Below are 23,569 nucleotides of genomic sequence, written 5' to 3' on the forward strand. Positions count from 1 at the left end.
CGACGAGGCGCCCTGCACTTCGAGTGAGTACAGGGCGCCTCGGCAGCGAGGGCCTGGCCGGAACGATCCGACTGCGTCGGGGTTCGAGCCAGGGCGCCTCGGGAGCGGTGACGTCGGGGGAGTGGCTCCCCGTCAGCCTCCGTGGTGGATCACTTCACGCGGCGACGCGTGAGGACGACGGCGGCACCGCCGACCAGCAGGAGGCCGGCGCCGGCGATGGCGGCGGTCATCTCGGTACCGGTGCGGGGCAGAGCGGAGTCGTCGGACTCGTCCGTGCCGCCACCGGCCTGTGCACCGGTGATGGTGATGTCGGTGGTGGCGGTGGTGCCGGACTCCTGGCCGGTGAGGGTCAGGGTGTAGTCGCCCGGTGCCAGGTCCGCCGGGATGGTGGCGGTACCGGAGACGGCGCCGTCCTCACCCGCGGTGTAGGTGCCGAGGTCGGGGTTGATCTCCAGGAGGACGTCCTCGCCGGCGGCGAAGCCGGTGGCGTCGAAGGAGATGTCGTCGCCCGCGGCCACGGTGGACGGGGTGACGTTGAAGGTCGTGCCCCCGGCCTGCGAGTCGTCGCCGGAGTCGTCATCGTCGTCGCCGGTGGTCTCGACGATGGAGAAGCCGTCGGTGAGGATGGCCTCGCCGTTCGCGTCGACGATCTGGACGATCCAGTCACCGGCGAAGGAGGCCGCCTGCGAGGGGTCCTCGGCGTAGATCTCGTGGGCGTAGGTGCCGTCCTCGCCCACCTCGACCTCGAAGGTCTGGAGGCGATCGCCCGTGCCGCCACCGGCCGGGTACACCTTGTAGGTGTAGGAGGCGTTCGGGTCGAGGCCCTCACCGGTGATCTGGATGCGGGCGCCGTCGGCGAACTCGTCGACGGTGACCTCGGACGGGGAGACTGTGAGTGCCGGGTCGACGGTGACGTCCTCGGTGGGCTCGTCGGTCTCGGTCGGCTCCTCGGAGGGCTCCTCCGTCGGGGTGTCGTCGTCCGTGGGCTCCTCGGTGGGCTCTTCGGTCGGCTCCTCGGTCGGCTCCTCGGTGGGCTCTTCCGTCGGCTCCTCGGTGGGCTCTTCGGTGGGCTCTTCCGTCGGCTCCTCGGTGGGCTCTTCGGTGGGCTCGTCCGTCGGCTCCTCGGTGGGCTCTTCGGTCGGCTCCTCGGTCGGCTCCTCGGTGGGCTCTTCCGTCGGCTCCTCGGTGGGCTCTTCGGTGGGCTCTTCCGTCGGCTCCTCGGTGGGCTCTTCGGTGGGCTCGTCCGTCGGCTCCTCGGTGGGCTCTTCCGTCGGCTCCTCGGTGGGGGCGTCGCCGGTGAGCTCGAAGTCGACTGCTCCGAAGCCGTTGTTGTTCGAGTCGAAGAGCTGGGCGGTGTAGGTGCCCGCGGCGAGCTCGGCAGCGGCGTCGGCGTTCGTCATCTCGTAGGAGAGCGAACCGTCGGCGCCGGCGACGACGTCTGCGTAAGCGACGACCTCATTGTTCTCGTCGAGGACTGCCAGGCCGTACTCGCCGTTCTCGAAGAGGCCGGTGGTCGTGAAGGTGAGGATGGCGTCACCGGCGTTGAAGTCGGCGGCGGCGGTCGAGGACGGCTCGACGGAGAGAGTCGAAGCGACCTGGTCGACGCGGAAGGAGTTCTCCGCGACGACCTCACCGTTCTCATCGGTGAGGGTGATGTGCCAGGTGCCGATGAAGATCTCGGCGTTGTCCTGACTCGTGCCGTAGAGGCTCATGACGGAGGTGCCGTCCTCCTCGGGGAGGAGGGTGTCCTCGAGTCCTCCGGCGTTCTCGGAGACGTCGTCACCCGGGGTCACGGACAGGCCGTACTGGACCTCGGGGTCGAGGCCGGTGAAGTTGACGAGCACACCGCCGGTCTCGCCGCCGTCGGGGGAGTAGAACTCGGTGGCGGACTGGACCTTCGGGTCCACGGCGATCGCCGGGTCGACGACCGGGGCCTCGGCCTCCGGGGTCGAGCTGACGGCGGCCGAGAGGTTCGGTGCCGACTGGGTGGGCTGTGCCGGGGAGGTTGAGGTGGCCAGTGCCGGGGCGACACCGATGCCGGTGATCGCCAGGGCGACGGCCGGGGCGAGGACGAGCGACTTCTTCACGGATGACTCTCTTCGTTCGTGAGTGCGGCCCGGGAGCGCTGGGCGCACGGAGGGCCTCGATGGGTCTTTGCGACCCTACGGGCTACTCCCAGGTAACGCCAAACTTTTCTGAAGAAAGTAGTGTTCCGGTCTTGACGCACGGACGAATCTCCAGGTCACAAGCGTGCTGGGAGGGGAGTGTGATGCCTGCCTCATTCAGGTCGGGGATCGGCACGAGCGGGTGTCCCGCACTTAATTCTGTATGCCGAAGGACCAGCCCGTCAGCTTGATGCTCCGGGTCTGCTCGGCCGTCGGCACGCGCAGGACGAGCGACAGCGGATCGACCTCCATCTCCAGGTAGCGGGTGCGCCCGTGGGCGTCCCCGTCGAACTGGACCTCGATGGGCCGGTCCGTCTCGATGACGATCCGACGGCACTGCAGGATGTCCATGTGCAGGCCACGCTTACCGGCCCGCCCCAGGATCGACAGCGCGACCCCGAGCCACTGGATCAGGTGTTCGGGCGTCACGAGGAGCACGTTGAGGTACCCGTCGTCGGGACGCGCCCCGGGCACGAGCTCCAGGCCGCCCTGCACCTCGCCGCAGTTGGCGCCGAGCACGGACCGGATCTCCACCTCCCGCGGCTCCTGGTCGTCGACCGTGAGCCGGACCGTCGTTCTCTCGCCCTTGAGCTTGCGGGACCCCGCCTCCAGATAGGCCAGCCATCCGGCCCGCTTCTTGAGCTCGGGGTCCGTGTCGGCCATGACGTCCGCGTCGTACCCGATCCCCGCCATCACCATGAAGGCGTGGTCCTCGCGGTCGTCGGAGGCGACCGGGGAGGGCGTGTCCGTGCCTTCCGGAGAGGGCGCCTCGGCCGCGGGGGAGGAGGTGTCCGCGGACCGTGGCGGCTCCAACTTGGCGTGGACGACGTCGAGGCGGTCGTCGCGGCCGGACAGGGCGATCCGCAGCGCCCACTCGGGGCGGTCGAGCGGGAGGTCGAGGTTCCGGGCGAGCAGGTTGCCGGTGCCCAGCGGGACGATGCCCATGGGGACGTCGGTGCCGGCGAGGACCTCCGCGACGTGCCGCACGGTGCCGTCCCCGCCTGCGGCGATGACGAGGTCGACGTGGGCGGCCAGGGCCTGCTCGGTCATCGCCTGGCCGGGGTCGTCCTCCGTGGTCTCGATGACCAGCGGCGGGGCCCAGCCCTCCTGGCGGCTGACCGCCTCGGCGGTCCGTCGCAGGTCGTCGGCCCCCGACTTCACGGGGTTGAGTACCAGCGAGGCGCGGGGTCGGTGGTCGTCGCCCGCGTCCGAGGCGCCCCGCCCACGGGCGGACCGTGTGCCGGGGCCGTCCGCCGCGTCCTTCCGGACCGCGCGGCCGATCGCCCAACCGACGAGGAACACGAGGGAGACGAGGAGGACGCCGAGGAAGCCGAAGGTCACCATTTCCGTGTTCACATGGATGAATGTACGTCCCCGCGGCGCGGTAGGGTGGGGAAACGTGATCGATCTACAGCAGCTCCGAGAGAACCCGGAGGTCTTCAAGGCCTCGCAGCGCGCCCGTGGCGACGACGAGTCGCTCGTCGACACCATCCTGCAGGCGGACGCTTCTCGTCGCTCCGCGATCACCGCCTACGAGGAGGCCCGCGCCGAGCAGAAGGCCTTCGGCAAGAAGGTGGCGCAGGAGAAGGACAAGGACGCCAAGCAGGCCCTCGTGGCCGAGGCGAAGACCCTGTCCGAGCGGGTCAAGGCGTTGCAGGCGGACTCGGAGGAGGCGGAGCTCGCTTTCGACCAGTCCATGCGGAAGCTCGCCAACCTCATCATCGACGGGGTGCCCGCCGGTGGCGAGGACGACTTCGTCGTCGTCAAGGAGGTCGGCACTCCCCGTGACTTCGCGGCCGACGGCTTCGAACCGGCCGACCACCTGGCGGTCGGGGAGAAGCTGCGTGCCATCGACACCGACCGTGGCGCCAAGGTCTCCGGCGCCCGGTTCCACTACCTCACCGGTTTCGGCGCCCGGTTGGAGCTCGCGCTCCTCACCCTGGCCCTCGACACCGCGGAGAAGCACGGCTTCCGCGCGGTCGTCACCCCCACGCTCGTGAAGCCCGAGGTCATGCAGGGCACCGGCTTCCTCGGTGAGCACGCGGACGAGGTCTACCGACTGGAGTCGGAGGACCTGTTCCTCACCGGCACCTCCGAGGTGGCGCTCGCCGGCTTCCACATGGACGAGATCATCGACCTGTCCGAGGGTCCGATCCGCCTGGGCGGCCTGTCCTCCTGCTACCGCAAGGAGGCCGGCTCCTACGGCAAGGACACTCGCGGCATCATCCGCGTCCACCAGTTCCAGAAGGTGGAGATGTTCAGCTACGTCCACGCCGAGGACGCGGAGGCCGAGCACCAGCTCATGCTGTCCCTCCAGGAGGAGATGCTCGGCAAGTGCGAGCTGCCCTACCGCGTCATCGACACGGCCGCCGGGGACCTCGGTGACTCCGCGGCCCGCAAGTACGACTGCGAGGCCTGGGTGCCCACACAGGGCAAGTACCGTGAACTCACCTCGACCTCGAACTGCACGACATTCCAGGCCCGCCGCCTGAAGATCCGCGAACGCGGCGAGGACGGCACCCGGTTCGTCGCCACGCTCAACGGCACGATGGCGAACACGCGGTGGCTGGTCGCGATCCTGGAGAACCACCAGCAGGCCGACGGCTCCGTGCGCGTGCCGGAAGCCCTGCGGCCCTACATGGGCGGCATGGTCGCCTACGGTCCGGAAGGTCCCCGGTACGCATGAGCGATCGTCACCTCGTCGCCCTCGACGTCGACGGCACGATCGTCGACTACGACGACCGGATGTCCGAGCGGGTGCGGGAGACCGTCCGCGCCGTCGAGGCCGCCGGTCACCACGTGGTGGTGTCCACCGGGCGATCCATCCGCGGTGCCCTGGAGGTGGCCAACCGCCTCGGGCTGGAGACCGGGTACGTCGTCGCCTCGAACGGTGCCGTCATCGCCCGCCTCGACCCCTCCGCGGAGACGGGGTGGGAGGTCGTCCACACCGAGACCTTCGACCCCCGCCCCGCGCTGGAGCGGATGCACGCGGCGATGCCGACCGGGATCCTCCTCGTCGAGGACGAGAACCTGGTGCGGCACTCGACCGCCGAGTTCCCGGACGGGGATCTCAACGGGGACGCGCCGCTCACGATCGTGCCCTTCGCCGACCTGCTCGACCTGCGTGCGATCCGCATCGTCCTGCGGGAACTCAGCGCGACCTCCGAGGAGTTCGCGGCGGCCGTCGAGGACTCCGGTCTGCACGGGGTCACGTACAGCGTCGGCTGGAGCAACTGGCTCGACATCTCGCCGGAGGGCGTGTCGAAGGCCAGCGCACTGCGGATCGTGGCGGAGAACCTGCGGGTCGCCCCCGAACACACCGTGGCCGCCGGTGACGGCACCAACGACCACGAGATGCTCGACTGGGCCCACCACGCCATCGTCATGGGCCAGGCCAAGGACGAGACAAAGGCGTTCGCCACCCTCGTCACCGCTCCCGTGCACGAGGACGGACTGGCGCTCGCGCTCGAGGACCACTTCGGTGTCCGACCCCTCGCCTAGGGTGGGGGCATGCGCGCAATCACGATCCCCACGCCCGGCGGCCCCGACGCACTCGTGATCGACGAGGTCGAGGCCCCGCAGGTCCCCGCAGGTTCCGTCCTCGTCAAGATCCACACGGCCGGCATCAACCGTGCCGACGTCCTGCAGCGGCAGGGCTTCTACGACCCACCGGCGGGAGCCACCCGTGTCCCCGGCCTGGAAGTCTCCGGCACCATCACCGAGCTCGGTGAGGGTGTGACCGGCTGGGAGGTCGGCCAGCGCGTCGCCGCGCTGCTGAGCGGTGGTGGCTATGCGGAGTACGTGGACGTCCCCGTCGGTCAGCTCCTGCCCGTGCCCGACGACATGGATCTGCGGGACGCCGCCGCCCTTCCCGAGGTCCTGTGCACCGTGTGGTCGAACGTCTTCATGGGTGCCCGGTTGCAGGCCGGCGAGTGTCTGCTCGTCCACGGAGGCGGCTCCGGGATCGGTACCGCGGCCATCCAGCTCGCCCGGACCTTCGGTGCCCATGTGGCCGTGACCGTCGGCTCCGAACGCAAGGCGGAGTTCTGCCGGGAGCTCGGCGCGGACGCCGTCATCGACTACACGACCGAGGACTTCGTCGAACGGATCAAGGAGATCACGGACGGTCGCGGTGCCGACGTCGTGTTCGACATCATCGGTGCCAAGTACCTGGAGCGGAACATCACGGCCCTCGCGCTCGACGGCCGGCTCACCATCATCGGTCTGCAGGGCGGACGCAAGGCGGAGATCGACCTGGGAGCGCTCATGACGCAGCGCAAGACCGTCATGGCCGCCACCCTGCGGGCCCGCCCGGGCGAACAGAAGGCCGCGATCGTGCAGGAGGTCGCCTCGACTGTGTGGCCACGGGTGCTCGACGGCAGCGTGAAGCCGATCGTCCACACCGTGCTGCCGCTGGCCGAGGCCGGCCGCGGCCAGGCGATGCTGGAGAACGGCGAGTCCATCGGCAAGGTGCTGCTCGCGGTCGAGGAGGACGCATGAGCGACGAGGACCTGACCACCGACACCGGCCACGGCGCACCCGCGGGCGGGGCGGACGAACGCCGCGAGGACCCGGGACGCAGCGACGATCAGGGCCACGGGGTGCAGGAGCGCGCCGAACGCGTACACCTGGTCGCCCACGTCCCCGACCCACCGCTCGGCGGTGAGGCCTCCGACGAGGACGACGAACCGGCGGTGTCCGAACCCGGCAAGCTCATGCGCCTGGGCACGATGGCCAAGCAGCTGCTCGAGGAGGTCCGCCAGACCGAACTCGACGAGTCCGGCCGTGAACGACTGGCGGAGATCCACCGCCGGTCGGTCGATCAGCTGGCCGAGGGGATGTCCCACGACCTCGCGGACGAACTGCGGTCGCTCGCGCTGCCCTTCGAGCGCGATGCCGTGCCGTCCACCGGCGAACTGCGCATCGCGCAGGCCCAGCTGGTCGGCTGGCTGGAGGGGCTCTTCCACGGCATCCAGACCGCCATCATGGCGCAGCAGGCGATGGCCGGGCAGCAGGCCCGGGCCCTGCCACCGGGTGTGTCAGTCCAGGGCCGCAGCCAGGGTGAGACACCGGGACACCCCGGCGCGCACGGTCAGTCCGAGGACGGTCACCACCGCCCCGGTAACTACCTGTGAGGCGACACCCGTGAGTCTGTGGTCCCGCGTGCGGGACGCCTTCGCCGGGAGCAGTGACGCCGGTGCCCGGGCGGCGGGCGCCTCGGGGGCCGACGTGGCCGACCTCGACGAGGTGTACGGCACCGGTCTGTGGCGCGCGCACCGCGACCGGTTCGTCCGTGCCGTCGACCGCTATTACGAGACGGCCGTGGCCCTGCGGAACGAGGCGGACGGCCCGGGCGGGGCCGACTCCCCGGCGGGGTCGGCGGCCGAGACCGTGGCCCGCGGAACGGTGGTCCTCAACGCTCTCACCGACCGGGTGGACGCCCTGATCGCCCGGTTGCACGCGGAGCACCCCGTCGAGGGGTCCGTGATCCCGGCGACCGTGCGCGCACACGTCGGCCAGACCTCCGAGCTGCTGTCCCGGGCCGCCGGGACCGTCTCGGAGGCCTGCCAGGCCGCGGCGATGAGCCGCGTGGCGGTGCGGACCGGTGGGGATCCGGCCGGCCCCGCCGGGTCGGCCGCGGAATTCGTCGAGCGCATCGGGACCCTCGTGGACCGGTGCGAACAGGAGGTCCCATGAGTGCGACCGCCCCGCAGACCCCGGGCCCGGAGGGCACCGGTCCGCCGAGCGGACGACCGGACGACGGTGGACCGGAGGGCCCGACGCCGCTCGTCCGGCTGGTCGCCAGTGACATCGACGGGACACTGCTCCGGCACCCCGCGCCCCTGCCGGAGGCGACGGTCGTGGCGATCCGCGACGTCCTCGACGCCGGGATCGAGTTCCTGCCCGTGACGGGCCGTCCCATGCGGTGGCTCGACGCGATGGTCGAGGCGGACCTGGGCATCCGGCACGTCGTGTGCGCGAACGGGGCCGTGGTCTACGACGTCGCCGCGGGCCGGGTCGAGCACGCCTCGACGGTGCCGGCCGAGGACCTCGCGGAGTTCGTGGCGGCGGTGCGGGAGTCGATCCCGGCCGCCCGGCTCGCCTTCGAGACGCTCGAGGGCATGCGGATGGAACCCGGTTTCCGCCGCGAGGGAGAGGGGCACAGCCGGGTGCCGGAGGTCGACCCGGCCGACGGGACCGCGCTGCGCGACGTCGTCAAGGTCCTCCTGCGGACAGGAGACTCCGACTCGGACGCGTTGCTGGCGCTCGTCACCGGGGTCCAGGACCGGACGGCCGCCGGACGGTCCTTGCACGCCTCGCACTCGAACCCGTCCAACGGACTGGTCGAACTCGCTGCCGCCGGCGTGACGAAGGCCCGCACGCTCGCGACGTACTGCGGGACCCGGGGGATCGGACGCGCGCAGGTGGCGGCCTTCGGCGACATGCCCAACGACCTGGAGATGCTCCGCTGGGCCGGACACGGCTACGCGATGGCAGACGGGCACCCCGACGCGATCGCGGCAGCCGCCCACGTGGCCCCGGCCCTCGACGAGGGCGGTGTGGCCCCGGTACTCCACGCCTTCGCCGCGGCCGTCCGCGCCGCCCGGTGACAGGTCAGGAGTGACAGGTCGGGGGTGACGGGTCAGGCCGGAGCTCCCGTGGCACTCCTCGTCCGGAGGAACTTCCGGTACCGGAACCAGGTCCCGGCGCGGGGGAGGAACGCGAAGACGACACTGGCGAGGCCGAACACCAGGAACACCGAGGTGAGCGTGGGACTCAGGGGAGTCACGACGAAGAAGGCGAGGACGACGGTCGCGACACCCACCCAGCGTGATCGTCCCGTTCCCGCCCACAGCCTCCAGGCGTAGAGCACGAAGGCCGCGGTGACGATCGCCCCGGCCACCACCCCGGCGATCAGGATCGCGGTGCCGATCTCGGAGAGGACCTGGCCAGTCGTCTCCACCGTCGAGTTGTCGAGTTCATCGCCCGTCGACCGCGTGAAGAACCCGACGATCCGGAACGTCCGGCCGCCGGTGAAGGCGAGCCACACGATGGACAGTGCGATCGCCAGCGACGCGACGATGCCGAGGACACCGGCGACGACGACCTCCCACGGTCGCTTGGGCGTGCCGTCCGGGTGCGCGTCCAGGCCACCCAGGTCCGCATAGACCCCGCGGGCCATGCCGGCACCGGTCCGGACGGCACCGGCTGTCGTCCGCGTCGCATGTCCCGCGACCGAGGCGGCCGCCGCCGCGGCCTCCTGGCGGTGGTCCCAGGCGGTCCGGGCGGTGCTCCGGGTCGCGTCATAGGCACTCCGGCCCTTCTCGCGGGCCACCCGGGCCAGGATCTCGCGGTCGTCCCAGGCGCCCTTCGCCGCCGTCCCCGCCCGTTCCGCCGCGACCGAGGCACCCTCGACCGCCTTCTTCCGCAGCCTCTCCCAGCGGTCGGGGGGTGGCTGTGGTGGGGCGGCGGGTGGGTCGGGAACGGCACCGTTCGGGTCGGGGTCGTGCGGACCGGGGTCCGGGGGTGTGGGCGCGGACATGTCCCGATTCTATGGAACCGTCGCGGGTTCCCACCGGGGAAAGCGGTGGGAAAACCTCCGTGGGCCGGCGGCACAACCCCACGGGAACCGGGTCGGCTCCGTTCTACGGTTCTTCACATGGACATCCCAGCTCGCCCTCAGGCCATCCGGTTCCTGTCCCTCTTCGCCCTCGTCGTCATGGTCGCGGTGGTGCTCGCCTCCCTGCCCGTGTACCTCGGTGCCGCTCCCGACTACCTCACCGTCCTCACCCCGGTCTTCCAGTGGGTCCCGGCCCTCGCCGTCCTCGCTCTCCACCCCCTGCTGCGACGGCGCACCGGGACGTGGACCCTGCTCGGTGCGGCAGCCGTCCGGGGTGTGCGGTTCGGGGCGGTCCTGCGGTGGTCGGCGGTGGCGCTCGCGGCGCTCGTGGTGGTGGCCGGGGCGACGCTCGGGATCTCCGGGGCACTCGGGTTCGCCGAGCTCCGGGTGGCCGAGGGTGCTTTCGTCGCACTCGCCTTCACGCTGCCGGTGATCCTCGTGTTCATGCTCTTCTGCCTCGGTGAGGAGGCCGCCTGGCGCGGGTACCTCACGACACTGCTCGCGCCGCTGGGATTCGTGCGGACCACGGCGCTCATCGGTGGGCTGTGGGCGCTGTGGCACCTGCCCCTGTCGATCGGACTGCTGGTCGCCGGGGAGATGGACGGACGCGACGTGGTGAGCAAGACCGTCGACCTGCTGCTCGCCGCCGTGTTCGTGAGTGCCCTGCGGTACCTGTCCGGCAGCGTGTGGCCGGCGGTGTTCGCGCATGCGGCCTTCAACAACCTGTTCCAGATGGCGTACTACAACTTCATGGAACCGGCCACTGGACTGGCCGAGGGTGCCTACTGGGGGCACACGGCGGTGTCGTGGGCGGTGTGGCTGGTGGTCGACGCGGTGGTGCTCACGTGGATGGTCCGCAGCGGTCGGCACCGGAGTCCACTCCCGAGCGGTGCCTGACGCCGCCCGGAGCTCAGGCGAGCATCCGGAAGAGCGGGGAGTCCTGCTCGACCTTCTCGATCTCCAGGGGGCTCTCCGCCATCCGGCGCAGGAGGGCCGGGAGGTCCTCGGCGGCACCGAGGGTGATGCCCACGAAGGCCGGGCCCGTCTCGCGGTTGGACCTCTTCACGTACTCGAAGAGCGCGATGTCGTCGTCCGGACCGAGCACCTCGTCGAGGAACCGGCGCAGGGCACCGGGCTCCTGCGGGAAGTTGACGATGAAGTAGTGTTTGAGGCCCTCGTGGACGAGGGAGCGTTCGAGCACCTCGGGGTAGCGCGAGATGTCGTTGTTGCCGCCGGAGACCACGCACACGACGGTGCTGCCCGGCTCCACCTCGACGACGGCCCCGGACCCCACGGGCCCGACGGAGGCCGCGGCGAGGGCCCCGGAGGGCTCGGCGATGATCCCGTCGATCTGGTAGAGGTCGAGCATCTCCGTCGCGGCGGCGCCCTCCGCGGTGGCGCGCACGTCGACACCGAGGTCGTGGAGGATCGCGAAGGTCCGATCACCGGCGCGGCGCACCGCGGTGCCGTCGGCGAAGGTGTCGATCTCGTCCATCGTCACCGGTTCCCCGGCGGCGAAGGCCGCGAGCATGGAGGCGGCCCCGGCCGGTTCGACCCCGATGACCGTCGTGCCGGGCATGTTCTGCGCGGCGTATGCGCTCATTCCGGACAGCAGGCCACCGCCCCCGACGGGCACGATCACGTAATCGGGGCGGGTGGGCAGCTGGGCGGCGATCTCGGCCATGACGGTGCCCTGGCCGGCGATCGTCCGGGGGTCGTCGAAGGCGGAGACGAGCAGGGCACCGGTGTCCGCGGCGTACCGCTTGGCGAGGTTCGAGGCGTCGTCGTAGGTGGAGCCCTCGACGACGACCGTGACGTCCTCCCCGCCGAAGTGGCGGATCCGGTCGATCTTCTGGCGCGGGGTCGTCTTGGGCACGAAGATCCGGCCGGTGATGTCGAGCTCGTTGCAGGCCCGGGCGACACCCTGGGCGTGGTTGCCGGCCGAGGCGCACACGACCCCGGCGGCCCGCTCGGGCCCCGACAACTGCAGCATGAAGTTGAAGGCGCCGCGGATCTTGTAGGACCGGACCGACTGCAGGTCCTCGCGCTTGAGGTAGACCTCCGCGCCCGTCCGGGAGGACAGGCGCTCGGAAATGTGCAGAGGGGACGTGATCACGGAGCGGGAGATCCGCTCGGCCGCCGCCTCCACGGCCAGGGCGGTGTCCCGCACCCGGGTGGACAGGTCCTTCTGTGTCCGTACCTCTGCTGACATGGGGTCCATCATGCTCCCCGGCGCCCGGGTTCCGGCACTCGGCCGTCATTTCGTCCGAATCCCGGGACAGGTGTCCGTTCCCCGGACGGTCCGTTCAGGAGTGTGCGGACTGTTCACCGGAACGTCCCTGTCGTGATGTCGCTCACGCGCACTAATGTTGGCACCATGAGTGGCATGGCCGGTTACTACTCCCGCATCCCCGTCGTCGATCCGCAGCCCCAGGTGGAGAACGGCGCGTTCCCCGCGAAGGCGATCCCGGGACAGGACGTCCCCGTCTCCGCGCTCGTGTTCAAGGAGGGCCACGACGTCCTCGGTGCGAACGCGGTGCTCTACGACCCACGGGGGAAGAAGGTGCACCGGTCCCTGCTCTTCAACACCGTCGAGGACCAGGACCGGTACCAGGGGTTCGTCACCCCGGAGGTCGCCGGACGCCACACGATCGTCATCGAGGGCTGGGTCGACGAGTTCCGGACCTGGGCGCACAAGGCGGAGGTGAAACTCGCGGCCGGTGCCGACGAGGACCTCATGCTCGCCGAGGGCCGCGCACTCCTGGCCGAGCACCTGAAGAAGACCAAGCCGGCCGGCCGGGGCAAGGAACTGCTCCAGGACGCCATCGATCACCTGGGTGGCGACGAAGCCGGTGCCGTCTCCGACGGACAGGGCGCCTCGACCGCGGGTGACGACCGGACCGCTCTCGACCGGTTCCATGCCGCCGTCACGCCGGAACTGCGAGAGTTCTTCAAGCGCAGCCCCAAGCGGGGGCTCGTCTCCGCCTCGAAGACGCTCGCCCTCCTCGTCGAGCGGACCGGGGCGGGCAACGCCGCCTGGTACGAGTTCTTCCCGCGTTCCGAGGGCGCCCGCCGCGACCCGGAGACGGGCGAGTGGACCTCCGGCACCTTCCGCACCGCGGCGGACTCCCTGCAGCGGGTGGCCGACATGGGCTTCGACGTCGTCTACCTGCCGCCCGTCCACCCCATCGGGCGGACGAACCGCAAGGGACCGAACAACACGCTCACCGCCGGGCCCGCCGATCCCGGGTCGCCCTGGGCCGTCGGTGCCGCCGAGGGCGGGCACGACGCCATCCACCCGGACCTCGGTGACTTCGCGGACTTCGACGCCTTCGTCTCCCGCGCCCACGACCTCGGGCTCGAGGTCGCCCTCGACCTGGCACTCCAGGCCAGCCCCGACCACCCCTGGGCGAAGGACCACCCCGAGTGGTTCACCACCCAGCTCGACGGGACGATCGCCTACGCGGAGAACCCGCCGAAGAAGTACCAGGACATCTACCCGATCAACTTCGACAACGACTACAAGGGTCTGCGCAAGGAGGTCCTGCGGATCGTCGAGCTGTGGATCTCCCACGGCGTCACGATCTTCCGCGTCGACAACCCCCACACCAAGCCCCTGAAATTCTGGGAATGGCTGATCCGGAAGGTCAACGCCACCCACCCGGACGTCGTCTTCCTCGCGGAGGCGTTCACCCGCCCGGCGATGATGCAGTCCCTGGCAAAGGCCGGGTTCCAGCAGTCCTACTCGTACTTCACGTGGCGGAACACGAAGGAGGAGATCGAGGAGTACCTCACGGAGCTCTCCACCGAGACCCACCCCTTCCTCCGCCCCAACTTCTTCGTCAACACCCCGGACATCCTCACCGAGTACCTGCAGTTCGGTGGGCCCGCGGCCTTCCGGATCCGCGCCGTGCTCGCGGCGACCTCCTCGCCGCTGTGGGGCATGTACGCCGGGTTCGAGCTCTTCGAGCACGTGGCCCGTCCCGGTGCCGAGGAGTACATCGACAACGAGAAGTACGAGTACAAGGACCGCGACTTCGACACCGCGCTCGCCGAGGGACGCTCGCTGGCACCCTTCATCACCCGGCTCAACGAGATCCGCGGCGCCCACCCGGCTCTCTCCGAGATCACGAACATCACCTTCCACGCCGTCACCGACGACCACCTGGTCGTCTACTCCAAGCGCAAGGGTGACGACGTGGTCCTCGTCGTCCTCACCACCGACCCGCTGGGTACCCGCGAGGCGACCGTGACCCTCGACCTCGCTGCACTGCGCCCCTTCGACCCGCACCGGGAACCCGCGCCGGACCATCCGACGGCCGCACAGGTGGCCGCCGCCGAGGCGGCCGGTACCCACCCGAGCACCGTCGCCTGGGACGGGGGATCGATCGACGGACAGGGCGCCTCGGCGGGCTCGGTGGAGGACGACACCTTCACCGTCCACGACCTCCTCACCGGCGAGGAGTGGACCTGGGGTCGGGAGAACTACGTGCGACTGGACCCGCGCGAGCGGCCCGCCCACGTCTTCCACGTCCGCCGGGAAGGCTGAGTCGAGTCCTACGCCGCCGAGGTGCCCTGCACCGGGCACCGCGTCGCGCGGTGCACCGCCGCCGAGGCGCCCGACGGAATTCATCGGGCGTGGACGGACATCTGTGTCCGTCACAGTCGCTAAGGTGGGGGAATACACCTGACGGCGAGGGGGAACAGTGGCGATCAGCAGCGACCTGGAGCGCCTGCTCGCGGCCTGGTTGCCGCGCAGGTCCTGGTACCCACAGGCCGCGAACCTGTCCGATTCCGTGGACATCACCCCGTTGTCGGTCACCCGTCTGTTCGGGTTCGGCCCGGCGGACACGGAGATCGGGAGCACGGACGGCGCCGGCCCCGGGACCACGGGCTTCGGTTCGACCCCGGGTGCGGGTGAGGACCCGGGCACGGAGACCGCGGACGGCCTGACCGTCGAGGGCCTCATGGCCGTCGTCGAGGTCGCCTCGGACCGGGTCGTCTCCCGCCTCAACGTGCCGCTCACCTTCCGCACGCGGGAGGACTACGCCCTGCGTCCACACCTCATCGGCGTCGTCGAGGACATCACGCTCGGCACCTGCTGGGTCTACGACGGCATGGCGGATCCCGTCTTCGTCGTCACCCTCGCGCAGGCGCTCGCCACCGGTCGGGCCTTCGACGGGGACCAGGTCGTCGCCCACGGGGTCGGGGAGACCTCCCGGACCTGGGCCGCGGTCGGGACGGGGCAACGCCTCGTGTCCCGTGCGGCGGAGGCCCGCCTGGGCTTCCTCGACGGCGCGGACGAGGTCACCAGTGTGCTCGTCTCCGATCCGCAGGAACCCTGTGTGCTCACACTCTTCCGGGTGCTCGAACCCGGGACGGCCGGTGACCCCGCCGCGGCCCGCACCCCCGGTGCCGGGGGCGCTCCGCGGCCGGCCGGGGTCGCGACCACCGGCACCGGTGTCGTCACCGTGCCCGTGGCCCTCACCGAGGCCGACTCCGCCGCCGTCTCCCCGGTGCTCGGCTGGGCCGAGGGCCGCTGGTTCGACGCCCGGACCCTGCGCACCGAGACCGCGCCGCTGGGTCTGCTCAGCAGCTGCGACACCGACACCACCCCGGCCTGGCGGGAAGCCGTCGACACCGTGCTCGACGTCGACTCCGGGTCGCTGGGTGGGTACAACAAGCGGGCGATGGCACTCGGTGGACGGGTGGGGGAACTCCACCTCGAGCTCGCCGGTGAGTTCGGGACCGTCGTGAGCGCCGGTGACCCCGCCCGTGGCTGGGTCTCCAAGTGGTCCGAGCGAGTGGACTGGGCATTCGCCCGTGCGCCTCTGGCCCTGCAGAACCTGGCCGGCCCACTGCGGCGGCACAGGAAGCTGCTCCAGCAGATGCCCGACGTCGGCGTCCTCCAGCGGATCCACGGGGAGCTCACCCTCAACCACGTCGTCACCTCGGAGGCCTCGGGCTTCCGGATCACCGACTTCGCCGACACCCCGGCCGACGACCCCAAGCCCGCCGCGATCGACCTCGTGGCGCTGTTGCGCAGTATCGACTACGCCGCCGGGTACGCCCGGCTGCGGCGGATCGGCGCGCTCGATTCCTCCGCCGATCCCACGACGGTCGGCTCCACCGGACTGGACCGGACCTCTCTGCACGAGGTCACGGAGTCCCCCGAACACCTGTGGTCGGGCCAGGCGCAGAACGCGCTGCTCACCGGGTACTCGCACGCGGTCGGGGCCTCCGTCGGTCTGGAGAACCCGGTCCTGCGGGCCGCGCTCGTCGACCGGCTGCTCGTCGAGACGGTCACCGAGCTGCGCAACCGTCCCACCTGGCTCGTCGTCCCGCTCGCGGCCCTGTCCGGCCTGCTCGGGGTTGATGCGGACGCCCCTGCACCCCGCGAGTCGAACCCGGTCGAGGCGCTCGTGCACACCGGCGACGTCGAGCCCATGGACTGGGCCAAGGACCTGGGCAAGCCCGTCGAGGGCGCCGAGGCCCCCTCCTTCGACTTCGCCTCCCCGGCCGCCCGGCGCAAGCAGGCCGGAATCGCGCAGGAGCGTGCCGCCCGCGCGGCCGAGGCGCCTGCGGAGCAGGACGAGGCGGACCGGGAACCCGCGGCGACGCCCCCGGACCCGGCGGCCGCGGAGGGCACGGACGGTGCCGGGGTGCAGGGCGCCTCGGCAGCGGTACCGGACGAGGTCCACCTCGTCGAGGACAACGATCCGGAGTTCGAGGAGTACCCACCGGTGCGATCGTCGGCGACCGGGGACCCGGACGCCGACGACGACACGATCGACTCCGGAGAGATCGACATCTACCCGCCCCGGCCGACCTCCCCACCGGCCTGAGGACCAGGAGAACACCCATGACGGACACCGGCCTCCCCATCGCCACGTTGCCCGCGGCCGACCTCGTCGGTCCCGTGGCCGCCGGCGCCCACCACGCCCCGCACTCCGTCCTGGGGGCGCACCTGGTCCAGGTGAACGGCGCGGTGCCCGGCACCGCCAAGCACCCGGTGGTCGTCGTGCGGACGGTCAAGCACATGGCGGAGTCCGTCGTGGTGCTCGTCGACGGTGAGCGGTACCCCGCGACCCACGTCGACCAGGGGCTCTGGCAGGCGGTCCTGCCGCTCGACCGGGTGCCCGACTACCGGATCGAGGCGACCTGGGCCGACGGCGAGCCCGTCGTGTCCGACGACCCCTACCGGTTCCTGCCGACGGTCGGGGAGCTCGATCTGCACCTCATCGGCGAGGGCCGGCACGAGGAACTGTGGAAGGTCCTCGGTGCGCGCCTGCGCGAGTACCCGAGCACGTACCCCGGCCAGGAGACGGTGCGCGGGACGGGATTCGCCGTATGGGCGCCGAACGCCCGGGCCGTGCAGGTCGTCGGTGACTTCAACGGCTGGGACGGTCGGGGGACCTCGCTGCGGTCGCTCGGTTCGAGCGGTGTGTGGGAGGTGTTCGTCCCCGGCGTCGACGTCGGATCCGTGTACAAGTTCCGGATCCTGTCGGCCGAGGGCCACTGGGTCGAGAAGGCCGATCCCCTCGCCCGGGCGACCGAGGTGCCACCGGCCACGGGCTCCGTCGTCACGGAGTCGACCTTCGAGTTCTCGGCGGCGGACGCGGACTGGACCGCCCTGCGCGATGCCACCCCACCGGTCGACTCGCCGATGAGCGTCTACGAGGTCCACCTGGGCTCCTGGCGGGTGGGCCTGACCTACGAGGAACTGGCCGAGCAGTTGGTCGAGTACGTCGTCGAGGCGGGCTTCACCCACGTCGAGTTCCTCCCGGTGGCCGAACATCCCTTCGGGGGGTCCTGGGGCTACCAGGTGACCTCCTACTACGCGCCGACGAGCAGGTTCGGGGACCCGGACGGGTTCCGGCGTCTGGTCGACGCCCTGCACGCGGCCGGTGTCGGCGTCATCCTCGACTGGGTGCCCGCGCACTTCCCGAAGGACGACTGGGCCCTCGCCCGGTTCGACGGACAGCCCCTCTACGAGCACCCCGACCCGCGCCTGGGCGAGCACCCCGACTGGGGCACGCTCATCTTCGACTACGGGCGCAAGGAGGTGCGCAACTTCCTCGTCGCGAACGCGCTGTACTGGATCGAGGAGTTCCACGTGGACGGCCTGCGGGTCGACGCGGTGGCCTCGATGCTCTACCTCGACTACTCGCGCGAGGACGGCGAATGGGTGCCCAACGAGCACGGGGGCCGCGAGAACCTGCGGGCGATCGAGTTCCTCCAGGAGGTCACCGCGACGGTCGGCAAGAAGCACCCGGGTGTGGCGATCATCGCCGAGGAGTCGACGGCCTTCCCCGGCGTCACCGCGCCGACCTCCGAGGGCGGGCTGGGCTTCGATCTCAAGTGGAACATGGGGTGGATGCACGACTCCCTGCAGTACGTGGCGCACGACCCCATGTACCGCAACTGGCACCACAACGAGATCACCTTCTCGATCGTCTACGCCTTCAGCGAGAAGTTCCTGCTGCCGATCTCGCACGACGAGGTCGTCCACGGCAAGGGTTCCCTGTTGCGCAAGTTCCCCGGAGACCGGTGGCAACAGCTGGCGGGTCTGCGGGGCTTCCTCGCGTACCAGTGGGCGCACCCGGGTAAACAACTCGTCTTCATGGGCACCGAGTTCGCCCAGGAGGCCGAGTGGTCCGAACAGTACGGGCTCGACTGGTGGCTGGCCGACGACCCCCGTCACGCCGGGGTCCTGCGTCTGGTCCGTGACCTCAACACCGTCTACCGCGACGAGGCGGCCCTGTGGGAGCAGGACGCGACGAGCCTCGGGTTCCAGTGGCTCAACGGAGCCGACGGGGAGAACTCGGTCCTCTCGTTCGTCCGGTGGGCGCGTGACGGTCGCGCCGTCGTCGCGGTCGTCAATTTCTCCGGTCGGACGCTCGAGGGGTACTCGGTGCCCTTCCCCTTCGCCGGGGAATGGACCGAGCGGATCAACACCGACGCGGACATCTACGGGGGTGCGGGTGTGGGCAACATGGGTTCCGTGACCGCCGACGGTCCGGGGTGGAACGGGTTCCCGACCTCGGCGTCGATCACCGTGCCGGCCTACGCCGCGCTCTGGTTCACCCCGGAGGGGTGAGGCGGCGGCCCGGGACCGCACGGCGGGTGGCCCGGGCCCCGACCGTCGACCGGGCAGCCTCTCCCGTCCATAGGGCGCTCCCTTCCATCCCCCGGAGAGCGTGGTTTCACGCGGGCGAAACATCACCGTCACGGCGAGCCGATGATCGGTGGATAGATTCCGGAACGTGAAACTGTTCGCCGACGAACTCCGTAGGGAGACCCGACGCGGTCGCAAACGTGCGACCGTGGTCCATCCGGTGACCCTCGAACTACGGGAGTCGTCAGCACTCGGACTCGTCGGGGGGCGGGAGCGGTCGGGCACCGTGCCACTCGCCGGGATGCTCGCGGGGCTCGTCGCACCGACCGCGGGGACCCTCGAACTCGACGGCGAGCCGGTGCGAGATCTGCTGCGGAACCCTGCCGGACGCAAGAGGTTCCGGCGGCACGTGCAGTTCGTCGGGGTGGAGACCTCCGCGGGGTTCGACGCCCGCCGGACCCTCGCCGAGGCGGTCGCAGGTCCTCTCAAGCCACTGCGGAGGATCACGGCCGAGGCGGAGATCAAGGAGCGGCTCACGCGCACGGCCGCGTCGCTCGGGCTCGATCCCGCGCTCTACCAGATGCACGTCATGCACCTGTCACCGGAGGAACTCCACCGGATCGCGCTGGTCCGGGCGCTCGTCGTGGAGCCTGCGCTGCTCGTGCTCGACGACTTCGGCCACGGTTTGCCGGACCCGGTGCGAGAACTCGTGTTGCGGGACCTCCGGATCCACTGTCGGGTGCACGGGATCGGGCTCGTGTGCACCGCTGCGGAGGCCCCGGTGCTCCACGGAGTCGTCGACGAGGTCCTCGTGATGAACTCCGGCCGCGTGGTCGACCGTCAGACGGTGCGCGGATCCGGGCAGGGCCACTCATCGACTGTTGGTAGAACTGCGCTCCGGAGCCCGAATTCCGCACTCCATCCAGCAGCTGATCTCTCGGATCCCTAGACCGGCAGGGGACTCACCCCACCCAGGCGCTGCCGTCGGCGCGGGGATCGGAGGCGGCGAGCACCTGTCCGCCGGTCGCCTCGGGCCGCCGGTCGATGACGTTCGCGTGGCCCATGAAATCGGTGAGCGGCTCGACGACCGTCACCTCTTCCGGGGTGGCCGCCGCGAGCACCTGCTGGACGGAATCCTCGACGTCCGCCTCGACGCTCAAGGAGAGAGGTGTGTCCCCGGGATTGCGCACCCCGGAGACCCAGCGGGGGAGCGCGACGGCCTCCGCCGGGGTCCCGCCGTGGACGAGGTGCGCGAACAGGCGGGCATGGATCTGGGCCTGCCCCTTGCCGCCCATGGTCGACTGCACGAGTGCCACCCGGCCGTCGGCCCCGGTGACGATGACGGGCATGAGGGTGTGCGGCGGGCGGCGTCGTCCGCTCACCACCTGCGGCGATTCCGGATCGAGCGAGAACATCGCCCCACGGTTCTGGAACACGATGCCGCTCACGGGGTCGAAGCAGTAGGACCCGAAGGCCGAGTAGAGGCTCTGGATGAGCGAGATCGACAGGTTCTCGTCACTCGCGGCGATGCCGACGGTGTCGCCGTCGGCAGAAGGGGTCGGCGCCGCGGCCTCCCGCAGATCCTTCTCCGGCAGGGACAGATCGAGCAGGGTCGCGTCCTCGACCCCCTCGGCGAGGATCGTGTCACGGAGGGTGTCCGAGGCCGCGAAGGAGTCGACCCAGTGTTCGGCGACGGTCTCGGCGGACAGGGCGGACGCCTCGGCGGCGGGGCCGAGTGCAGCCTTGAGACCTTCCAGGTAGCGCAGGAAGCTGAAGCCCTGACACGGTGCCGAACCGGTGTGGACCGTGTACCCGGCGAAGGTGCGCGAGAGCGAACCGGTCACCTCGACCTGGTACTCGGTGAGGTCGGCGGCCGTGAACTCGGGGCGCACCGACTGCAGGAAGGCGAGCACGTTGCCACCCACCTCGCCGGTGTAGAAGTCCGTGGGTCCTGCGGCGGCCAGACGCTCGTAGGTCGCGGCGAGCGCCGGATTCGCGAAATCGGTCCGGTTGGCCCAGTCATCACCGAAGAACTGCTCGACGAAGGCCACACCGAGTTCCCCGTCCCGCGCCGTCCGATCGATCGCCTTGCGGACCGAGGGCGCGAGGGGGAATCCGTCGCGGGCCGCGTCGATCGCGGGGGCCAGGAGGGTCTCCCAGCTCAGCGACGCGTACGTGGAGTGCAGGTACTCCCAGCCCTGCGCGGTCCCGGGCACCGTGATCGAACGGGGTCCGCGCGCCGGGACCCGTTCCTGGCCGGGGAGGTCGTTCCGCCAGGACTCGACGTCGACGTCCGCGGGCGCCCAGCCGAACCCGGTGACGAGTTCCGGTTCGCCGCCGTCCTTCGACACGAGCGCGATGAGATCGCCACCGAGCGAGGTGTTGTGCGGGTAGACCACTGTGAGGACGGCGTCCGCGGCCAGTGCGGCGTCGACGGCGTTGCCGCCCAGTTCGTACATGCGGCGGCCGGCCTCGGTGGCCAGGGTGTGGGCGGTGGAGACGGCGCGTGCAGCGGTCATGGGGATCGGGGTCCTTCCGGAGGGGCCGGGATGTCGAGGGGTGGGTGTTCGGGGGAGAGCGGGTGTCAGGTGCCAATGTATACAGGCCGGCGGTCGACGGGAACCCGCCCGCCGCTCCCGAGGCGCCCCGGCCTCCCGCCCGACGTGCACTTCGCGGCGCGGCCCCGGTACCCCGCCCCGGCCTTCCTGGACAGCAACCGCCCCGATATCTTTCACCGCCCTCGGTATGTCGCGATATATCGGGGGTCGCGGAACATATCGGGGCGGTTCCCGCAGCTTCGTCGCGCCGGTAGCGTGGCGCATGGGAGCCCGGACCGACGCAGCCGGCGAAAAACTTCACGACCGGCTGTCGATCCGGCGGTACCCCGTTCGTCATGCAGGTGTCGGACAGATCGTCCGATGCACCGACAGGAGGACCTGCCATGAAATACGCACTGCTGCTCATCGGAGACCCGAACGATCCCGCCTGCGGCGAGGACGGCGGGGCGAACCCGGAGGAGTTCTTCGCCTTCGACCAGGAGATCACCGCCGCCGGCGTCGTCGTCGACTCCTTCGCCCTCGAGGACCCCGACATGGGTGTGAGCGTCCGCAGCGAGGCCTCGGGCGAACGGGTGGTGACGAAGGCACCGTTCACCGAGACCTCCGAGTTCGTGGGCGGCGCCTACGTCATCGACGTCCCGGACCTCGACGCGGCGATCGAGTGGGCGAAGAAGAGTCCCGGCTCGGCCCCGGGTGGCCGCGTGGAGATCCGCCCCCTGGCCCCGTACTGATCCGGACCGGACGCCAAGCCACGGCACCCGGCCACCACACCCGGACAGGAACACAGGACGCCACCGATGGACACCGCACCCGAGGACTCGGCCCAGGCCCTCGCGGGGATCACCCGTGAGGACCGCGGCCGGGTCCTCGCCGCGCTCGCCCGCCGGTTCGGTGACCTCGACCTCGCCGAGGACGTCACCCAGGACGCCATGGCCCGCGCCCTGGAGGTCTGGCCCCGCACCGGTGTCCCGGACTCGCCGGTCGCCTGGCTCATGACGACCGCGCGGCGCCGTGCCCTCGACCTGCTGCGCCGGGAATCGACCCTCGCGCAGAAACTCGCACGGTTGCACGTGGAACAGGAACCGGAGCGCGCTACCCGTGCCACCGACAGCGGACTCGTCGACCGGATCCCGGATGACCGCCTCGCCCTCTTCTACACGTGCGCCCACCCGGCACTGCGCCCCGAGGAACGCGTGGCCCTCACCCTCCGGTTCCTCGCCGGTCTCACGACCGAACAGATCGCCCACGCCTTCTTCGTCCCCGTGGCGACCTTGCAACAGCGGATCGTCCGGGCGAAGAAGCGGATCGCGACGATGGGCATCCCCTTCGAACCCCCACGCCTGGCGGACCTACCCGCCCGCACGCCCCTCGTCCTGCGGGTCGTCGCCGTCCTCTTCACCGAGGGTCACACCGCCACCACCGGGGACGACCACCTCCGGGCCGACCTCTCGACCGAGGCGATCCGCCTCGCGCGCCTGCTCGCCCGGATGCTGCCGCACGACACCGAGGTCCGCGGGCTCCTGGCCCTGCTCCTCCTCACCGAGGCCCGGCGCCACGCCCGCACCACCGCCGACGGCACCCCCGTCCCCCTCGACCGCCAGGACCGGACCCGCTGGGACGCCGGGCTCGTGCACGAGGGCCTCGTCCTCGCCGAACGGGCCGCCGGGTCGCCGGGCGCCGGGACCTGGACGATCCAGGCGTCGATCGCCGCCGTGCATGCCGAGGCGCCCTGCACTTCCGACACCGACTGGCGCCAGATCGTCGTCCTCTACGATCTCCTCGACCGGGTCGATCCCGGCCCGCTCGTCGCCCTCGGCCGGGCCGTCGCGCTGGGGAAGGCGACCGACCTCCGGCGCGGACTCGCAGCACTCGACGCGCTCGCCGCCGACCCGGCTCTCGACCGACTCCGGGCGTTCCACGTGGCACGCGCGATCACCCTGCGGGACCTGGGACGCACCGCCCAGGCGCGGCAGGCCTTCGCCCGGGCCCGTGACCTGCCCGGCAACGCGGCGGAGAGCCGGTTCCTCGACGGGGAGATCGCCGACCTCCCCTGATCGCGGCGGCACTCTCGACGGCGTCGTGCCTTCAGCGCCTACACTGATGCACA

The 23,569-nt window shown here is 71.0% G+C and carries 17 protein-coding genes and 1 pseudogene; 13 read left to right on the top strand and 5 right to left on the bottom strand.

The window, feature by feature from the left end; all coding sequences use genetic code 11:
* Positions 1-149: 149 nt before the first annotated feature.
* Both AAD496_RS02240 and AAD496_RS02245 read right to left on the bottom strand, forming a co-directional pair.
* A complete protein-coding gene (locus tag AAD496_RS02240; protein WP_349827008.1) occupies positions 150-2,087 on the bottom strand; it encodes an LPXTG cell wall anchor domain-containing protein in 1,938 nt (645 codons plus the stop codon).
* Positions 2,088-2,318: 231 nt separating this feature from the next.
* A complete protein-coding gene (locus AAD496_RS02245; protein ID WP_349827009.1) occupies positions 2,319-3,521 on the bottom strand; it encodes a diacylglycerol/lipid kinase family protein in 1,203 nt (400 codons plus the stop codon).
* Positions 3,522-3,564: 43 nt separating this feature from the next.
* Between AAD496_RS02245 and serS the strand changes: the two genes are divergently transcribed.
* From serS to AAD496_RS02275, 6 genes are read left to right on the top strand one after another with little or no spacing between them, the layout of a single operon-like run.
* Positions 3,565-4,851: a serine--tRNA ligase gene (gene serS / locus AAD496_RS02250; RefSeq protein WP_349827010.1), complete on the top strand. Its 1,287-nt coding sequence runs from the start codon at positions 3,565-3,567 to the stop codon at positions 4,849-4,851.
* Positions 4,848-5,666: an HAD family hydrolase gene (locus tag AAD496_RS02255; RefSeq protein ID WP_349827011.1), complete on the top strand. Its 819-nt coding sequence runs from the start codon at positions 4,848-4,850 to the stop codon at positions 5,664-5,666. Before serS ends, AAD496_RS02255 begins: the two co-directional genes overlap by 4 nt.
* 9 nt (positions 5,667-5,675) lie before the next feature.
* Positions 5,676-6,665: an NAD(P)H-quinone oxidoreductase gene (locus AAD496_RS02260; RefSeq protein WP_349827012.1), complete on the top strand. Its 990-nt coding sequence runs from the start codon at positions 5,676-5,678 to the stop codon at positions 6,663-6,665.
* Positions 6,662-7,300 (top strand): proteasome activator, encoded by a 639-nt coding sequence (locus tag AAD496_RS02265; RefSeq protein ID WP_349827013.1) that lies wholly within the window; start codon positions 6,662-6,664, stop codon positions 7,298-7,300. Before AAD496_RS02260 ends, AAD496_RS02265 begins: the two co-directional genes overlap by 4 nt.
* 10 nt (positions 7,301-7,310) lie before the next feature.
* Positions 7,311-7,862 carry a hypothetical protein gene (locus AAD496_RS02270; protein ID WP_349827014.1) on the top strand — a complete coding sequence of 184 codons (552 nt, stop codon included), beginning with the start codon at positions 7,311-7,313 and terminating at the stop codon, positions 7,860-7,862.
* Positions 7,859-8,776, top strand: a complete 918-nt coding sequence (locus AAD496_RS02275; RefSeq protein ID WP_349827016.1) for an HAD family hydrolase — start codon at positions 7,859-7,861, stop codon at positions 8,774-8,776. Before AAD496_RS02270 ends, AAD496_RS02275 begins: the two co-directional genes overlap by 4 nt.
* Before the next feature lie 32 nt (positions 8,777-8,808).
* Here the strand turns inward: AAD496_RS02275 and AAD496_RS02280 are convergent, their stop codons facing one another.
* Positions 8,809-9,708 carry a hypothetical protein gene (locus AAD496_RS02280; protein WP_349827017.1) on the bottom strand — a complete coding sequence of 300 codons (900 nt, stop codon included), beginning with the start codon at positions 9,706-9,708 and terminating at the stop codon, positions 8,809-8,811.
* Positions 9,709-9,825: 117 nt separating this feature from the next.
* Here AAD496_RS02280 and AAD496_RS02285 point away from each other — a divergent pair, with 117 nt between their 5' ends.
* On the top strand, positions 9,826-10,683 hold the full coding sequence (locus AAD496_RS02285; RefSeq protein WP_349827018.1) for a CPBP family intramembrane glutamic endopeptidase: 858 nt from the start codon (positions 9,826-9,828) through the stop codon (positions 10,681-10,683).
* 13 nt (positions 10,684-10,696) lie between these two features.
* Here the strand turns inward: AAD496_RS02285 and ilvA are convergent, their stop codons facing one another.
* Positions 10,697-11,998, bottom strand: coding sequence for a threonine ammonia-lyase IlvA (gene ilvA / locus AAD496_RS02290; RefSeq protein ID WP_349827019.1), 1,302 nt, complete (start codon positions 11,996-11,998; stop codon positions 10,697-10,699).
* A 165-nt stretch (positions 11,999-12,163) separates the two neighbouring features.
* Here ilvA and AAD496_RS02295 point away from each other — a divergent pair, with 165 nt between their 5' ends.
* The 4 genes and pseudogenes from AAD496_RS02295 (at position 12,164) to AAD496_RS02310 (ending at position 19,853) form a co-directional block, all read left to right on the top strand.
* Positions 12,164-14,335, top strand: coding sequence for an alpha-1,4-glucan--maltose-1-phosphate maltosyltransferase (locus AAD496_RS02295; RefSeq protein WP_349827020.1), 2,172 nt, complete (start codon positions 12,164-12,166; stop codon positions 14,333-14,335).
* Positions 14,336-14,492: 157 nt separating this feature from the next.
* Positions 14,493-16,631, top strand: coding sequence for a maltokinase N-terminal cap-like domain-containing protein (locus AAD496_RS02300; RefSeq protein WP_349827021.1), 2,139 nt, complete (start codon positions 14,493-14,495; stop codon positions 16,629-16,631).
* A 26-nt stretch (positions 16,632-16,657) separates the two neighbouring features.
* Positions 16,658-18,886 (top strand): annotated as a pseudogene (gene glgB, locus AAD496_RS02305) (1,4-alpha-glucan branching protein GlgB); the annotation flags it as partial.
* A 166-nt stretch (positions 18,887-19,052) separates the two neighbouring features.
* Positions 19,053-19,853, top strand: coding sequence for an ATP-binding cassette domain-containing protein (locus AAD496_RS02310; RefSeq protein WP_349827022.1), 801 nt, complete (start codon positions 19,053-19,055; stop codon positions 19,851-19,853).
* A 13-nt stretch (positions 19,854-19,866) separates the two neighbouring features.
* Here AAD496_RS02310 and AAD496_RS02315 read toward each other — a convergent pair whose 3' ends face one another.
* A complete protein-coding gene (locus tag AAD496_RS02315; RefSeq protein ID WP_349827023.1) occupies positions 19,867-21,423 on the bottom strand; it encodes a gamma-glutamyltransferase in 1,557 nt (518 codons plus the stop codon).
* A gap of 422 nt (positions 21,424-21,845) precedes the next feature.
* Between AAD496_RS02315 and AAD496_RS02320 the strand changes: the two genes are divergently transcribed.
* Together AAD496_RS02320 and AAD496_RS02325 are read left to right on the top strand one after the other, a co-directional pair.
* Entirely contained in the window at positions 21,846-22,193 is a 348-nt protein-coding gene (locus tag AAD496_RS02320; RefSeq protein ID WP_349827024.1) for a YciI family protein, read from the top strand.
* Between the two features lie 66 nt (positions 22,194-22,259).
* A complete protein-coding gene (locus AAD496_RS02325; RefSeq protein WP_349827025.1) occupies positions 22,260-23,516 on the top strand; it encodes an RNA polymerase sigma factor in 1,257 nt (418 codons plus the stop codon).
* The last annotated feature ends 53 nt before the right edge of the window (positions 23,517-23,569 follow it).

The sequence above is a fragment of the Brevibacterium litoralis genome (assembly GCF_040212315.1).
Taxonomy (GTDB): Bacteria; Actinomycetota; Actinomycetes; order Actinomycetales; family Brevibacteriaceae; genus Brevibacterium; species Brevibacterium litoralis.

Bases quoted from the DNA above. Each gene is read 5' to 3' on its own strand.
- AAD496_RS02285 (WP_349827018.1), top strand. From the start codon at position 9,826: ATGGACATCCCAGCTCGCCCTCAGGCCATCCGGTTCCTGTCCCTCTTC.
- AAD496_RS02255 (WP_349827011.1), top strand. From the start codon at position 4,848: ATGAGCGATCGTCACCTCGTCGCCCTCGACGTCGACGGCACGATCGTC.
- AAD496_RS02275 (WP_349827016.1), top strand. From the start codon at position 7,859: ATGAGTGCGACCGCCCCGCAGACCCCGGGCCCGGAGGGCACCGGTCCG.
- ilvA (WP_349827019.1), bottom strand. From the start codon at position 11,998: ATGTCAGCAGAGGTACGGACACAGAAGGACCTGTCCACCCGGGTGCGG.
- AAD496_RS02315 (WP_349827023.1), bottom strand. From the start codon at position 21,423: ATGACCGCTGCACGCGCCGTCTCCACCGCCCACACCCTGGCCACCGAG.
- AAD496_RS02325 (WP_349827025.1), top strand. From the start codon at position 22,260: ATGGACACCGCACCCGAGGACTCGGCCCAGGCCCTCGCGGGGATCACC.
- AAD496_RS02260 (WP_349827012.1), top strand. From the start codon at position 5,676: ATGCGCGCAATCACGATCCCCACGCCCGGCGGCCCCGACGCACTCGTG.
- AAD496_RS02320 (WP_349827024.1), top strand. From the start codon at position 21,846: ATGAAATACGCACTGCTGCTCATCGGAGACCCGAACGATCCCGCCTGC.
- AAD496_RS02265 (WP_349827013.1), top strand. From the start codon at position 6,662: ATGAGCGACGAGGACCTGACCACCGACACCGGCCACGGCGCACCCGCG.
- AAD496_RS02295 (WP_349827020.1), top strand. From the start codon at position 12,164: ATGAGTGGCATGGCCGGTTACTACTCCCGCATCCCCGTCGTCGATCCG.
- AAD496_RS02280 (WP_349827017.1), bottom strand. From the start codon at position 9,708: ATGTCCGCGCCCACACCCCCGGACCCCGGTCCGCACGACCCCGACCCG.